This window comes from Stenotrophomonas sp. Ste96 (assembly GCF_024519495.1).
Classification (GTDB): Bacteria; Pseudomonadota; Gammaproteobacteria; order Xanthomonadales; family Xanthomonadaceae; genus Stenotrophomonas; species Stenotrophomonas bentonitica_A.
Genome location: NZ_JALJRX010000001.1, coordinates 1,056,567 through 1,069,582, shown reverse-complemented (window position 1 = coordinate 1,069,582; position 13,016 = coordinate 1,056,567). Strand labels below are relative to the sequence as shown.

At 67.1% G+C, this 13,016-nt stretch carries 14 protein-coding genes and 1 pseudogene; 10 read left to right on the top strand and 5 right to left on the bottom strand.

All coding sequences use genetic code 11. The annotated features are described in order from the left end of the window. Window positions 1-3: 3 nt before the first annotated feature. The 8 genes from nudE to gcvH all read left to right on the top strand — a co-directional run bounded on the left by nudE (window position 4) and on the right by gcvH (window position 5,682). Window positions 4-552 (top strand): ADP compounds hydrolase NudE, encoded by a 549-nt coding sequence (gene nudE, locus OC373_RS04935; RefSeq protein ID WP_070425745.1) that lies wholly within the window; start codon window positions 4-6, stop codon window positions 550-552. After that, the gene (gene cysQ / locus OC373_RS04930) at window positions 549-1,352 is read left to right on the top strand and encodes a 3'(2'),5'-bisphosphate nucleotidase CysQ (protein ID WP_070425744.1); all 804 of its coding nucleotides are present in this window, start codon (window positions 549-551) and stop codon (window positions 1,350-1,352) included. Before nudE ends, cysQ begins: the two co-directional genes overlap by 4 nt. Window positions 1,353-1,368: 16 nt before the next feature. Beyond that, entirely contained in the window at window positions 1,369-2,181 is an 813-nt protein-coding gene (gene mazG / locus OC373_RS04925) for a nucleoside triphosphate pyrophosphohydrolase (protein WP_070425743.1), read from the top strand. Next, on the top strand, window positions 2,178-2,501 hold the full coding sequence (locus tag OC373_RS04920; RefSeq protein WP_070425742.1) for a YnfA family protein: 324 nt from the start codon (window positions 2,178-2,180) through the stop codon (window positions 2,499-2,501). Before mazG ends, OC373_RS04920 begins: the two co-directional genes overlap by 4 nt. 93 nt (window positions 2,502-2,594) lie before the next feature. Continuing rightward, window positions 2,595-3,557: an SPFH domain-containing protein gene (locus tag OC373_RS04915; RefSeq protein ID WP_070425741.1), complete on the top strand. Its 963-nt coding sequence runs from the start codon at window positions 2,595-2,597 to the stop codon at window positions 3,555-3,557. A 1-nt stretch (window position 3,558) separates the two neighbouring features. Continuing rightward, window positions 3,559-3,990: an NfeD family protein gene (locus OC373_RS04910; protein ID WP_070425740.1), complete on the top strand. Its 432-nt coding sequence runs from the start codon at window positions 3,559-3,561 to the stop codon at window positions 3,988-3,990. An 86-nt stretch (window positions 3,991-4,076) separates the two neighbouring features. Further along, on the top strand, window positions 4,077-5,189 hold the full coding sequence (gene gcvT / locus OC373_RS04905; RefSeq protein ID WP_070425739.1) for a glycine cleavage system aminomethyltransferase GcvT: 1,113 nt from the start codon (window positions 4,077-4,079) through the stop codon (window positions 5,187-5,189). 97 nt (window positions 5,190-5,286) lie between these two features. After that, a complete protein-coding gene (gcvH, locus tag OC373_RS04900; RefSeq protein WP_019185123.1) occupies window positions 5,287-5,682 on the top strand; it encodes a glycine cleavage system protein GcvH in 396 nt (131 codons plus the stop codon). Window positions 5,683-6,325: 643 nt separating this feature from the next. On the opposite strand, the gene OC373_RS04895 is transcribed toward gcvH, so the two are convergent. The 4 genes and pseudogenes from OC373_RS04895 to OC373_RS04880 form a co-directional block, all read right to left on the bottom strand. Beyond that, a complete protein-coding gene (locus OC373_RS04895; protein ID WP_070425738.1) occupies window positions 6,326-6,517 on the bottom strand; it encodes a hypothetical protein in 192 nt (63 codons plus the stop codon). Window positions 6,518-6,606: 89 nt separating this feature from the next. Continuing rightward, window positions 6,607-7,062: pseudogene (locus OC373_RS18875) on the bottom strand (hypothetical protein); the annotation flags it as partial. A 262-nt stretch (window positions 7,063-7,324) separates the two neighbouring features. After that, entirely contained in the window at window positions 7,325-8,719 is a 1,395-nt protein-coding gene (locus OC373_RS04885; RefSeq protein ID WP_019185120.1) for a serine hydrolase domain-containing protein, read from the bottom strand. Window positions 8,720-8,908: 189 nt separating this feature from the next. Next, window positions 8,909-10,474, bottom strand: coding sequence for a choline dehydrogenase (locus OC373_RS04880; RefSeq protein ID WP_261997170.1), 1,566 nt, complete (start codon window positions 10,472-10,474; stop codon window positions 8,909-8,911). Between the two features lie 200 nt (window positions 10,475-10,674). Between OC373_RS04880 and OC373_RS04875 the strand changes: the two genes are divergently transcribed. Further along, window positions 10,675-12,009, top strand: a complete 1,335-nt coding sequence (locus tag OC373_RS04875; protein ID WP_070425735.1) for an MFS transporter — start codon at window positions 10,675-10,677, stop codon at window positions 12,007-12,009. A 31-nt stretch (window positions 12,010-12,040) separates the two neighbouring features. Further along, the gene (locus OC373_RS04870) at window positions 12,041-12,397 is read left to right on the top strand and encodes a DUF1304 domain-containing protein (protein WP_019185117.1); all 357 of its coding nucleotides are present in this window, start codon (window positions 12,041-12,043) and stop codon (window positions 12,395-12,397) included. 85 nt (window positions 12,398-12,482) lie between these two features. Here OC373_RS04870 and OC373_RS04865 read toward each other — a convergent pair whose 3' ends face one another. Further along, window positions 12,483-12,953 carry a hotdog fold domain-containing protein gene (locus OC373_RS04865; protein ID WP_070425734.1) on the bottom strand — a complete coding sequence of 157 codons (471 nt, stop codon included), beginning with the start codon at window positions 12,951-12,953 and terminating at the stop codon, window positions 12,483-12,485. Window positions 12,954-13,016 lie beyond the last annotated feature (63 nt).

Genomic DNA, 13,016 nt, shown 5'->3' with positions numbered 1-13,016 from the left:
CGCATGAGCCGTCGCCTGCCCATCATCCACCAGATCACGGACGAGGAAAGCGGGCCGTTCCAGCGCCAGCATCTGGATCTGGAATTCTCCAATGGCGAACGCCGCCGCTTCGAACGGCTGGTGACCCGCGGCCATGGCGCCGTGGTGGTGGTGCCGATGCTCGACGACGAGACCGTGCTGCTGGTGCGTGAATACGCCGCCGGCATGCATCGCTACGAGCTGGGCCTGGTGAAAGGGCGCATCGATGCCGGCGAGACGCCCGAACAGGCGGCCGACCGCGAATTGAAGGAGGAGGCCGGCTACGGTGCCCGTCGGGTCGATGTGCTGCGCGCAATGACCCTGGCGCCGACCTACATGAGCCACCAGTCGTGGCTGGTGGTGGCGCGCGATCTATACCCCGAGCGCCTGGCCGGCGACGAGCCGGAGGAACTGGACGTCGTGCCGTGGAAGCTGGCCGACCTGGACCAGCTGATGCTGCGCGAGGACTTCTCCGAGGGCCGATCGCTGGCGGCGCTGTTCATCGCGCGCGAGTGGCTGGGACGGAAGGAATGATCAAACTCACGACGGATCTGCGCGAAACCGTCATCGCCATCGCCCAGGACGCGGCCGCTGCCATCATGGCCGTCTACGCCACCCCGTTCGATGTGGAGATCAAGTCCGACCACAGCCCGGTCACCGCCGCCGACCTCGGCGCCAACCAGGTGATCGAGCGCGGGCTGGCGCAGCTGACCCCGGACCTGCCGATCCTGTCTGAAGAATCGGCGCAGGTACCGTGGGAGGTCCGCCAGCACTGGGGGGCGTACTGGCTGGTCGATCCGCTCGACGGCACCCGCGAATTCGTCAAGCGCAACGACGAGTTCAGCGTCAACATCGCGCTGATCTACCAGGGCGCACCGGCCTTCGGCGTGGTGCTGGCCCCGGCCACCGGCCAGGTCTGGCACGCCATGCGCGGCGAGCTGGCCTATCGCCGCGACGGCATGCGCGATTCGGTACTGCGCACCCGCACGCCGGCCTCGGCGCCGCTGCGGGTCGCCGCCAGCCGCTCGCATCGCAGCGAGCAGACCCAGGCGCTGCTGGACCGCATGGGCGATATCGAGGTGCTCGCACAGGGCTCCTCGCTCAAATTCTGCCGGCTGGCCGAGGGCACGCTGGACGTCTACCCGCGTCTGGGCCCGACGTCCGAATGGGACACCGCCGCCGGTCAGTGCGTACTGCATGCCGCCGGTGGCGCGGTGCTCTCGGCCGAGACCGGCAAGCCGTTCCGCTACAACCGCCGCGAGACCCTCTTGAACGGTGACTTCATCGCGCTGGGCGATACCCGCCTGCCGTGGCGCGAGTGGCTGCCCGCCTGACCTGACTGGAGCAACGATGCCTGCCACCCCCGAACTGGACCGCCTGCTGGGCATCATGGCGCGCCTGCGCGACCCGCAGCAGGGCTGCCCCTGGGACCTGCAGCAGGATTTCGCCAGCATCGCCCCGTACACCATCGAGGAAGCCTACGAGGTCGCCGATGCGATCGACCGGGGTGACCTGGATGACCTGAAGGATGAACTCGGCGACCTGCTGCTCCAGGTGGTCTTCCATGCGCAGATGGCGCAGGAGCAGGGCGCGTTCGGGTTTGCCGACGTCGCCCGCGCGATCAGCGACAAGATGGAGCGTCGCCACCCGCATGTGTTCTCCCAGGTCCAGGTGAACGGTGCGGAGGACGTCAACAGCAACTGGGAGGCGATCAAACGCGCCGAGCGCGCCGCCAAGGGCCAGACCGATACCTCGGCGCTGGCCGGGATCTCGCGCGGCCTGCCGGAATGGCAGCGGGCGGTGAAGCTGCAGGCGCGCGCGGCGCGGGTGGGTTTCGACTGGCCGGGCCCGGCGCCGGTGATGGATAAAGTACGCGAGGAACTGGACGAGGTCGCCGCTGAATTCGCGCGCGGCCCGGTCGAGGAAAACCACGCGCGCCTGCAGGAAGAACTCGGCGACCTGCTGTTCGTCTGTGCCAATCTGGCCCGCCACGCCAAGGTCGATGTCGGCGCCGCACTGCGCCAGGCCAACCAGAAGTTCGAGCGCCGCTTCCGCGCGATGGAAGCCCAGGCCCACGCAGCCGGGCAGACCATGGCCGCGCTCGATCTGGACGCGCAGGAAGCCCTCTGGCAGCAGGCCAAGGCGGACGAGCCCAAGCCGTGAAAACGCTGCTGCTGTTCGTGCTGACCGCCGTGGCCGAGATTGTCGGGTGTTACCTGCCCTGGCTGTGGCTGCGCAGGGAGGGCAGCGCGTGGCTGCTGTTGCCGGCCGCTGCCAGCCTGGCAGTGTTCGCCTGGCTGCTGACCCTGCACCCGGCCGCCAGCGGCCGTGTCTATGCGGCCTATGGCGGGGTCTACATCGGCACCGCGCTGATGTGGTTGTGGCTGGTGGACGGCATCCGCCCCAGCCGCTGGGACCTGCTGGGCGTCGGCCTGTGCCTGGCCGGGATGATGGTGATCATGTTCGCCCCGCGCAGCGCCTGATCCCGACCTGCGGCGCGTCAGGCACCCCGATGCGGGCGTGAAGGCAGCGTGGCTATACTCGGTGCTACGAATCCGGGGAAAGGGAGTGACCTGATGTTTCCGACCATGCTGTTCTCGCTTGTGCTGGCCTTCGTGGCCGTTGTCATCCTGTTCAAGGCCGTGCGCATGGTGCCGCAGGGCTACGAATGGACCGTGGAGCGCTTCGGCCGCTACACCCACACCATGTCGCCGGGCCTGCATTTCCTGATCCCGATCGTCTACGGCGTGGGGCGCAAGGTGAACATGATGGAGCAGGTGCTGGATGTGCCCAGCCAGGAAGTGATCACCAAGGACAACGCTGCCGTGCGCGTGGATGGCGTGGTGTTCTTCCAGGTGCTCGATGCCGCCAAGGCCGCCTACGAGGTCGCCAACCTGGAAGTGGCGATGATCGCCCTGGTGCAGACCAACATCCGTACCGTGATCGGCTCGATGGACCTGGATGAATCGCTCAGCCAGCGCGAAGTGATCAACGCCCAGCTGCTGAGCGTGGTCGACCATGCCACCAACCCGTGGGGCGTGAAGGTCAACCGCATCGAAATCCGCGACATCCAGCCGCCGCGCGACCTGCTTGATGCGATGGCGCGGCAGATGAAGGCCGAACGCGAGAAGCGCGCGCAGATCCTGGAAGCCGAGGGCTCGCGCCAGTCCGAGATCCTGCGCGCCGAGGGCGAAAAGCAGGCCACGGTGCTCGAGGCCGAGGGACGCAAGGAGGCCGCCTTCCGCGACGCTGAAGCGCGCGAACGCCTGGCCGAGGCCGAAGCCAAGGCCACCACGATGGTGTCCGAGGCGATCGCCCAGGGCGACGTGCAGGCGATCAACTACTTCATCGCGCAGAAGTACGTGGAAGCATTCAAGGAACTGGCGACCTCGCCGAACCAGAAGCTGGTGCTGATGCCGATGGAGGCCAGCGGGGTGATCGGCTCGATCGCCGGCGTCGCCGAGCTGGCACGCGAAGCGTTCGCCAAGCAGGAAGAGAAGAAAACCACGCGCGGCGTCCCGCCGCGGATCGGAGGCTGACATGCGCTGGGAAGTGGTGGCCTGGGGCGCGCTGGCACTGGTGCTGTTCGCCGCCGAGGCGCTCGCGCCCGGTGCCTTCATGTTGTGGATCGGGATCGGTGCGGCTGCGGTGTTCGTGCTGGTGGCGGTGTTCGCCGAGATCCCGCTGCTGTGGCAGGTGGTCGCGTTCGTGGTGCTCAGCGTGGTCTCGATCCAGTGCTACCGCCGCTGGGGCCGGTCGCACGATCGCCGGAGCGACCAGCCGCTGTTGAACCGCCGCGCCGAACAGCTGATCGGGCGGGTGGTCGTGCTCGACCAGGCCATCACCGCCGGCAAGGGCCGGGCCAAGGTGGACGATGCCTTCTGGGTTGTCGCAGGTCCCGACCTGCCCGCCGGCAGCCCGGTACGGGTGGTGGCGGTGGAAGGGATGACGCTGAAGGTGCAGCAGGCCTGATCCGCGGTTTTCCCGCACCGCCGCAGGCGTTGTGAAGACGGTTCTGGGATAATGGATGTCTTGCCTTCATTCCCCCGGAACCGGTCATGACCCAGAAGACGCTTCTCAACGATACCCACCGCGCACTCGGCGCCAAGATGGTCGATTTCGGTGGCTGGGACATGCCCATTCATTACGGTTCGCAGCTGGACGAGCACCATCTGGTGCGCAGCGACGCCGGCATGTTCGACGTCAGCCACATGACCGTGGTCGACCTGCGCGGTGACCAGGTCAAGCCGTTCCTGCGCACGCTGCTGGCCAACTCGGTGGACAAGCTCAAGGCCACCGGCAAGGCACTGTACTCGTGCATGCTCAATGCCCGCGGCGGCGTGATCGACGACCTGATCGTCTACTACATGGCCGACGATTTCTTCCGCATGGTGGTCAACGCCTCCACCCGCGAAAAGGACCTGGCCTGGATCCGCCAGCAGGCCGCGGCCTTCAACGTGGAGGTGATCGAGCGCGAAGACCTGGCCATCATCGCGGTGCAGGGGCCGACCGCGCGCGAGCGCGTGATCAGCCTGCTCGGCGAGGGCGACCGCGCCGCGCTGGAGAAGTTGGGCCGTTTCGCCGCGCTGGAAACCACCACCGCCGATGGCACCGCGCTGTTCGTGGCCCGCACCGGGTACACCGGTGAGGACGGTTTCGAGATCCTGTTGCCGCAGAGCGCCGTGGTCGCCTTCTGGAATGCCCTGAGCGCCGCCGGCGTGCGTCCGGCTGGCCTGGGTGCGCGCGACACGCTGCGCCTGGAAGCCGGCATGAACCTCTACGGCCAGGACATGGACGAAGAGATCACCCCGTACGAAGCCGGCCTGGCCTGGACCGTGGCGCTGGACGAAGGTCGCCACTTCATCGGTCGCGACGTGCTCGAAGCGCAGAAGGCGGCCGGCAACGCCCGCCAGCTGATCGGCCTGGTGATGGACGAGAAGGGCGTACTGCGCCACGGCCAGGTGGTACTCACCGCCGGCGGCGAGGGCGAGATCCTGTCCGGCACCTTCTCGCCGACCCTGGGCAAGGGCATCGCGTTCGCCCGCGTGCCGGGCGGCGAACTGGGCGAGGTCCGCGTGGATATCCGCGGCAAGCAGGTTCCGGTGCGCGTGGTGAAGTTCCCGTTCGTGCGCGAAGGCCAGCCCCAGCCCGGTGTGCTGATCGACGGCTGATGCCGTGCTTTACCCGGCGCGGATGCCTCCGCATCCGCGCCGGTTGGTTACACTACCCCCGTTTCTTGACCCCCCTGATATTCCTCGGAGCAGTCCCATGAGCGAGATCCCCGGCGACCTCAAATTCCTCAAGTCCCACGAGTGGGCGCGCGTTGAAGGCAATGGCCGCGTCACCGTCGGTATTTCCGACCACGCCCAGGGCCTGCTCGGCGACCTGGTCTACGTTGAACTGCCGGAGGTTGGCCAGGAGGTCAAGGCCGGCGAGCAGGCTGCCGTGGTCGAGTCGGTCAAGGCCGCCTCGGACGTGTACAGCCCGATCACCGGCACGGTGGTCGAGGTCAATTCGGCCCTGAGCGACAAGCCGGAAACCATCAACGAAGACGCCTACGGCGACGGCTGGATCTATGTCGTCGAAGTGGCCGGCCTGGAAGAAGTCAACGACCTGTTGGGTCCGGACGACTACGCCGAGCTGCTGGAAAACGACGATCACTGATCGTCGCCGCCGCTGAAGAACGGCCGCCTGGTGCGGCCGTTTTTTTTTGCCCGTTCGCCGGGCGCACGCGAACGGCGTTAGCAGTACGTGAGGATTGCAGTGCGCGCGCGGCGGCACGCGATCGCGACCACGGGCTCATGACGATCGGTTCGGTGCCGATGCAGCCGGTGATCGGGTCCGCGCCGCGCACCCGATCGCGCACCGATGTGGCATCGATATGGACGCGCACGGACGCTCGAAGTCGATCATCGCGGACGGACGCGCCGGTGCCAGGGCGGTCAAAAGTTTGCGCAGTTGCGCGAATCGGGTCGAAAAAAGTGCGCGCAGATGTGAAAAGTTTTCCGGTCCGTTTAAGGGGCGCACGGGGAGGCTGGCGAGGTGCGTGGTCGAGCAGGCTGCACGCGCGGGCACGCAATGGCATGCACCGCGATGTTGCGATGTCGCGACACGAAAGTGCTTCTTTTAAGTGTTTTTCTTTTCAGTGTTGTCAGCGTGTGCGGGCGCAGGGCGTTCGCGCCGGCGGCGGCATCGTGCGTTTGGCAGGTCGCACGCGGGCGCAGCGAGGGGGGCGAGGCAAGGCGCCGGTGTGAAAATTTTTCGCCGGGGTTGTTGACAGTCAAAAAAAGCGTGATTAGGTTTCGCCTCAGCAGACCTTGCCTGCGAACAGAGTGAGCAGAATCGACATCAAGTCGCGAAGCACAACCTGGACATCCACCTCGCGTCCCATGACGGTGGAGATGGCTTCGCTTCCTCCGGCGAACCGCAAGTTCCTTTCCTCTTCGATACCTGCCTGGCCAGATGCGGCGGGTGTCACCGTATCCGTCACGACGCGCATGACGCGACGGCGGTCCCCGCAACGCAGCAACGGCGGGTTTGCTTTACCTGGGCGTTTCCACTCCATAGATCACTGACGAGGAGCCATCCCATGGCAACCAAGAAAGCTGCGAAGAAAAAGCCGGCCGCCAAAAAGGCAGCCAAGAAGGTCGCTAAGAAGGCCACTGCCAAGAAGGCCGTCAAGAAGGTAGCCAAGAAAGCTGCTGCCAAGAAGACGGTGAAGAAGGCGGCCAAGAAGGCGACCGCCCGCAAGGCAGCCGTGAAGAAGACGGCGAAGAAGGCCGTGAAGAAGACGGCAAAGAAGGCTGCGACCAAGAAGACCGCGAAGAAGGCAGTGAAGAAGACGGCGAAGAAGGCCGCCAAGAAGACTGCAAAGAAGGCAGCCACCAAGAAGACCGCGAAAAAGGCGGTAAAGAAGACGGCCAAGAAGGCGACCCGCAAGGTAGCCAAGAAAGCCGCTCCGAAGAAGGCTGCCAAGAAGACTGCCAAGAAGGCCACCCGCAAGGTAGCCAAGAAGGCCACCGCCAAGAAGGCGACTGCCCGCAAGGCTCCGGCCAAGAAGGCATCGGCGAAGAAGGCGGTGAAGAAGGTTGCAAAGCGCAAGCCGGCCGTTCGCAAGAAGAAGGCCGCACCGGTCGCTCTGCCGGCAACCCCGGCACCGCTGATCTGAGTTTTTCCCGATAGCCGTACCTGAGACTCCTTCCCTGGCAGCCCAGCGGGGAAGGAGTTTTTTTATGGGCAAGGCAAACGGAAACAATGAAAAAGGCGGCCATCCGGCCGCCTTTCTCGATGCCACTGTGCGCGCGGATCAGCGCGGGGAGGCGACGGCGCGGTTCGACGAGACGCCCTTGCGCTTGCCCTGCGGGGCGGCGTCTTCGGCCATGAGGTTGTCGCTGCCGAAATCGGTGTCCACGTCCAGCCAACGCTGGGTCGGCAGGCCCATCGCCTGGTCGAGCACGGTCGGCAGCAGGCCGCTGGGCAGGCTGCTCTCGCCGTTCCACATGATGGCGATGCCGAGGTCACGTTCGGGCACGAGGGCGACCAGGCCGCGATAGCCCTGGACGGCACCGGCATGGAAGATCACCTCGTGGCCGGCGTAATCGAAGGTGCGCCAGCCGAGGGCGTAGCCGGCCGAGTTGAGGCGCTCGCGGCGCCAGCCCGAGCGCATTTCGCCGGGGGTGCTGATCAGGCTGGCGTGCAGCGTGGCCAGCAAGGGGGCCGGCAGCACGTCAGGGCGGTGGCCGGTGTGGGCCAGCAACCACTGCGCCATGTCGCTGGCACTGGCGTTGACGCCGGCGGCCGGAGCAAGGCGGTAATACGTCGGCTTGGGCGTGAGCGCGACCCAGCCGTTGCGGCTGCGCACGTGCGGGCGGGCCCAGCGCGAGCTGGCCTGGATGCCGGCCAGGCCGAGGCTGGCATCGTCCATGCCGAGCGGCTTGAACAGGCGGCGCTCGACGGACTGTTCGTAGAAGCTGCCGGAGGCGGCGTAGACGACATCGCCGATCAGGCTGAAGGCCACGTTCTGGTACGCATAGCAGTCGCCGGGCAGGCACTTGAGCGAGGTGGCGGCCAGCTTGTGGGTGAGGGTGTAGTACTCGGCGTTGGCTTCAACGTCGCGGTCGTAGGCGTTGTACGGCAGGCCAACGCGATGGCTGAGCAGATCGGCCACGGTCAGGCGCTCGGTCGCCTCGGGCGTGCTGAGCTGGAAGCCGGGCACGTAGTCGGTGACCTTGCTGTCCCAGCGCAGCGTGCCGTCGTTGACCAGCAGCCCGGCCATCGTGCCGGCGAAGGCCTTGGACAGCGAGGCCAGGCGGAACACGGTGTGGGCATCGACCTGCTGCGGGTTGTTGACGTCGGTGACGCCGTAGCCGCGCGCGCTCAGCACGCGGCCGCCCTGGACGATGGCCACGGCCATCCCGGGCACGCGCTCGCCGTAGGTGAGCTGCTGCGCCATCGATTCGATCGAAGCGACGTTGAAGCCCGGCGCGGGCGGCTGCACCTTCAGGCCGGCCGGGGTCGTGCGGTACGCTGCAGGCTGGGTGTGCGGTGCCGCGGTCGGCGCCGACTCCTCGATGTTGACCGGCAATGCGGCGGGCGAGGCGACAGGGGTCTGCGCGGTGGAAGACATGGCGATGGGCATCAACATGCCCAACAACCCGGTTGCCGCCGAACGGATCGGTCGGCGCCTGTTGTTCTGGTTCATCGTATGGGTGCCCGTGCGCGACTGCTGTGACCGATTCTAGCGCCGCTTTTCGTGATTGCACAAACGAATCGAAGATGAATGCGTATCGCATTGAAAACGTGCGGGTTTTGCCGATCCCGGTGCCGATCGGTCGCGGGCACGGGAGGGCGGCCAGCGCACCCCTGTTCAGCCTGCCGCGGCGGTCCGGATCTAGTGGGCGGCCCGCTCGGCGATCATCATCGTCGGCGCGTTGGTATTGCCGCTGATCAGGGTGGGCATCACCGAAGCGTCCACTACCCGCAGTCGCCGGGTGCCGTGCACGCGCAGGGTCGGGTCGACCACGGCCTGGGCATGCTGCCCCATCGCGCAGGTGCCGACCGGGTGATAGACGGTCTCGGCCTTGGCCCGGATGAACGCCTCGAGCGCGGTGTCATCGAGATTGCTGTGCGACGGAAACACGGGCGTGCCGCGCCAACGGTCGAAGGCGGGCTGGGCCAGGATCGTGCGCGCCAGGCGCGCGCATTCGAGCATCATCTTCAGGTCATGGCCACCCGTATCGCCCAGGTAGTTGGCATGGATGCGGGGCGCTGAGCGTGCGTCGGCGTCGCGCAGCCGCAAGCGGCCGCGGCTGCGGGGGTGCAGCGGGCATGCATGCAGGGTGTAGCCGTCGCCGGGAAGGCGGTGGCGGCCGTGGTTGTCGAGCATTGCCGGGACGAAATGGAACTGCACGTCGGCGCGGGCATCGGTGGCCAGCGATGAGCGCACGAAACCACCGGCCTCGGCCAGGTTGCTGGTGCCGGCGCCGCGATGGCCACGCAGGAAGTAGTCGATGGCGATGCGCAGTTCGCTGCTGCGGTCGTAGCTGACGCCTGGTCCGGTGTGCACGACGGTGCAGATGTCCAGGTGGTCCTGCAGGTTGCGGCCGACCCCGGGCAGGTCCACCCGCGGCGTGATGCCGTGGCAGCGCAACGTGTCCGCCTCGCCGATGCCGGACAGCATCAGCAGGTGCGGGGAATGGATGGCGCCGGCGCTGAGGATCACCTCGGTCCCTGCGCGTGCATGCAGGTGCTGCCCGCCACGCCGATAGTGCACGCCGGTGGCGGTGGTGCCGTCGAAGCTCAGCGCGACGGCGTGGGCACCGGTCAGCACCGTCAGATTGCGCCGGTGGCGCGCCGGGCGCAGGTAGGCGTCCGCGCTCGAGCAGCGCGCGCCTTCGCGCTGGGTGACCTGGTACAGCCCCACACCGAGCTGCTGGTGGCCATTGAAGTCGGGGTTATGGGCGTGGCCGGCCTGCTGCGCGGCCGCGATGAAGGCAGCCGAGAGAGGGTTGTGGTGGCGCAGGTCGGACACCGACAGCGGACCGGCATCGCCGTGCAGCGCGCTGGCACCGCGGCTGTTGCGCTCGCCCTGCACGAACCAGGGCAGCACCTGCTCCCAGCCCCAGCCGGTGGCACCGGCGGCCTCCCAGCCATCGTAGTCGGCTGGTACGCCACGCACGTAGCACATCGCATTGATCGAGCTGGAGCCGCCCAGCACCTTGCCGCGTGGCCACCACAGGCGACGGCCGCCGAGCGCGGGCTCGGGCTCGGTGTCCAGGTTCCAGTTGATGCGGCGGTTGTTGACCAGCCGCGCCAACCCGGCCGGCATGTGGATGAACGGGTTGGTGTCGCGCGGGCCGGCTTCCAGCAGCAGCACCCGGCAGGCAGGGTCTACGCTGAGCCGGTTGGCCAGCACGCAGCCGGCCGAGCCGGCACCAATGACGATGTAGTCGTACATGCCGCTCCTGGACGGGGTGCCCGCCGAGCATAAGGCAGGTTGCCCCGCGCAGGGGCTGCAGCATCGGCCACGCAGCGTTGCGCAGGTGGCCGCGCCCAACGCTGGCGATGTTGCGGTGCATCGTTTACCTTGCGCGCTTCCCTGCCCGGAGTTTCCACGATGCCGCCGTTGTCACGCCGCCCAAACCGGGAGTGGGTGCGATGAGTGCTGCCGCGACAGCACCGGTGCAATCGGGCCTGCGCGGGGCGCTGCGGCAGTCGCCGCCCCTGATCTGGGCGTGCCTGTACTTCTTCTGCCTGCTGAGCGGCTACTACGTACTGCGCCCGGTGCGCGAGGCAATGGCTGCCTCGGCCGACGCCAAGGCGGTGTTCCCGCCCGTGCTGATCGACTGGTTCAGCGCGCATGGCATTGCGGTGCAGGACTTCGTGCTGCAGTTTCTGTTCACCGGGGTGTTCTTCATCATGCTGGTGTTGCAGCCGCTGTACGGCGCGCTGGTCAGCCGCTATGCGCGGCGGGTATTCCTGCCCGCGGTGTATGTCTTCTTCATCATTTCCCTGCTGGGTTTCTACCTGCTGTTCGACAGTGGCGTGCCTGGGCGCGGCATGGCGTTCTTCTTCTGGGCCGCCGTGTTCAACCTCTTTGCGGTGGCGGTGTTCTGGAGCTTCATGGCGGACGTGTTCTCCAACGCACAGGCACGCGAGGTATACGGCTACATCGGCGCGGCAGGCACGCTCGGTGCGTTCCTGGGGCCGATCATCACGGCGGCGCTGGTGGAGCGGGTGGGTATTGCCAACCTGATGCTGGTCTCGGCCGGCTTTCTGAGTGCCTGCCTGGTCTGCATCTGGCGGCTGCGGTTGTGGGCGGTGGCACGGGAGCAGGAGCAGAAGTTGGTGTCGGGTGAAACCCCGATGGGCGGCAGCGTGCTCGACGGTCTGAAGCTGATCGTGCGTGAGCCGCTGTTGCGCTGGCTGGCTGTGCTGGTGCTGTTCGGCGTGGGCGTGGGCACGATGCTCTACAACGAGCAGGCCTCGATCGTGCGCCGCCTGTATCCCGACGCCGCGTCCAGCACGGCCTTCTTCTCGCGGGTGGACCTGGCGGTGAACACGCTGACCCTGATCGTGCAGCTCGGCTTCACCCGCTGGTTGCTGTCGCGGTACGGCATCGCCCCGGCGCTGCTGATCCCGGGTGTCGCCATCATCATCGGGTTTTCGATACTGGCCGCCTCGCCGCTGCCGCTGATGGTGGCGATGGTGCAGGTGATGACCCGCGCCAGCGAATTCTCGCTGGCCAAGCCCGCGCGCGAGACCATCTACACCCGTGTGGACCGCCAGTGGCGCTACAAGGCCGGCGCGGCGATCGACACCGTGGTCTACCGTGGCGGCGACCTGACGTTCGCCTGGGTGCACAAGGGGCTGTCCCTGTTCGGTTCGCACATTGTCTTCGTCGGTGGGCTGGTGGTGGCCGGGGCGATGACGATTGCCGCGCTGGGCCTGCTGCGCGAAGAAAAGAAGCTGCCCGGCGAGCGACCGGAGTAAGCTCTCCGGAGTCTTCCAGGAACCTTGACCCATGTATTGGATCGCGCTGTCATTGACCTTGCTGGTCGCCCTGCTGCACGTGTACTTCCTGGTCCTGGAAATGTTCCTGTGGACCCGGCCGCTGGGCCTGAAGACCTTCCGCAACACGCCGGAGAAGGCCGAGACCACGCGCGTGCTGGCGGCCAACCAGGGCCTGTACAACGGCTTCCTCGCTGCCGGCCTGTTGTGGGGGCTGTTCGATCACCTGCCGATGCTGGTGAACTTCATGCTCGGCTGCGTGATCGTGGCCGGCTGCTACGGCGCCTACAGCGTCAACAAGCGGATCTTCTTCATCCAGGCCGTGCCGGCGATCCTGGCCGTGGCGGCATGGTGGATGGTGCCGGCCTGACAGGCGCCAGCCACGCACGGCGTGGCGCTACCCTGCGACAGACGGATCGAACGTAGCGCCACCCCGTGGGTGGCTGCGCCAATGCTCATCGCCTGACCGGCGACACCCACATCGCGATCCGCGCCTGGAACACCACCGTGCCGGCGTCATCGCGCACCTGCACCTTCACCGGCAGCGCGTACCCCGCCTCGGCCGCCACGATCGGCTGCTCCGGCGTGGCGATGGCATGCTGCGTGCCGGTCGCCTTGGCCAGGTACTGCACCTCCATGCCCTTCGGGATCCAGCGCATGCCCTTGGGCAGCGAAGCGTCCACCATCAGGCCCGCAGTGAGTTCGGCCAGGTTGCACAGCGCGATCGCATGCACCGTGCCGAGGTGGTTGGCGACCTTGCGCCGGTGCGCGATGCGCCCTTCGCAGCGGCCCGGCTCGAGCGCGGTGATGCGCGGGGCGATGCTGGCGAAGTAGGGCGCCTTGAAGCACACCGCGCGCGAGAACAGCCAGCCGCCGGCAGGCCAGCGCTGCATGCGGCGGTAAAGCGTGAGCAGGGGAGCGGACATCGGGAGTCTCCTAAAAAAACGGCGGACCGAAGTCCGCCGTTGTCGTTTACCTGGTGGCCGGGA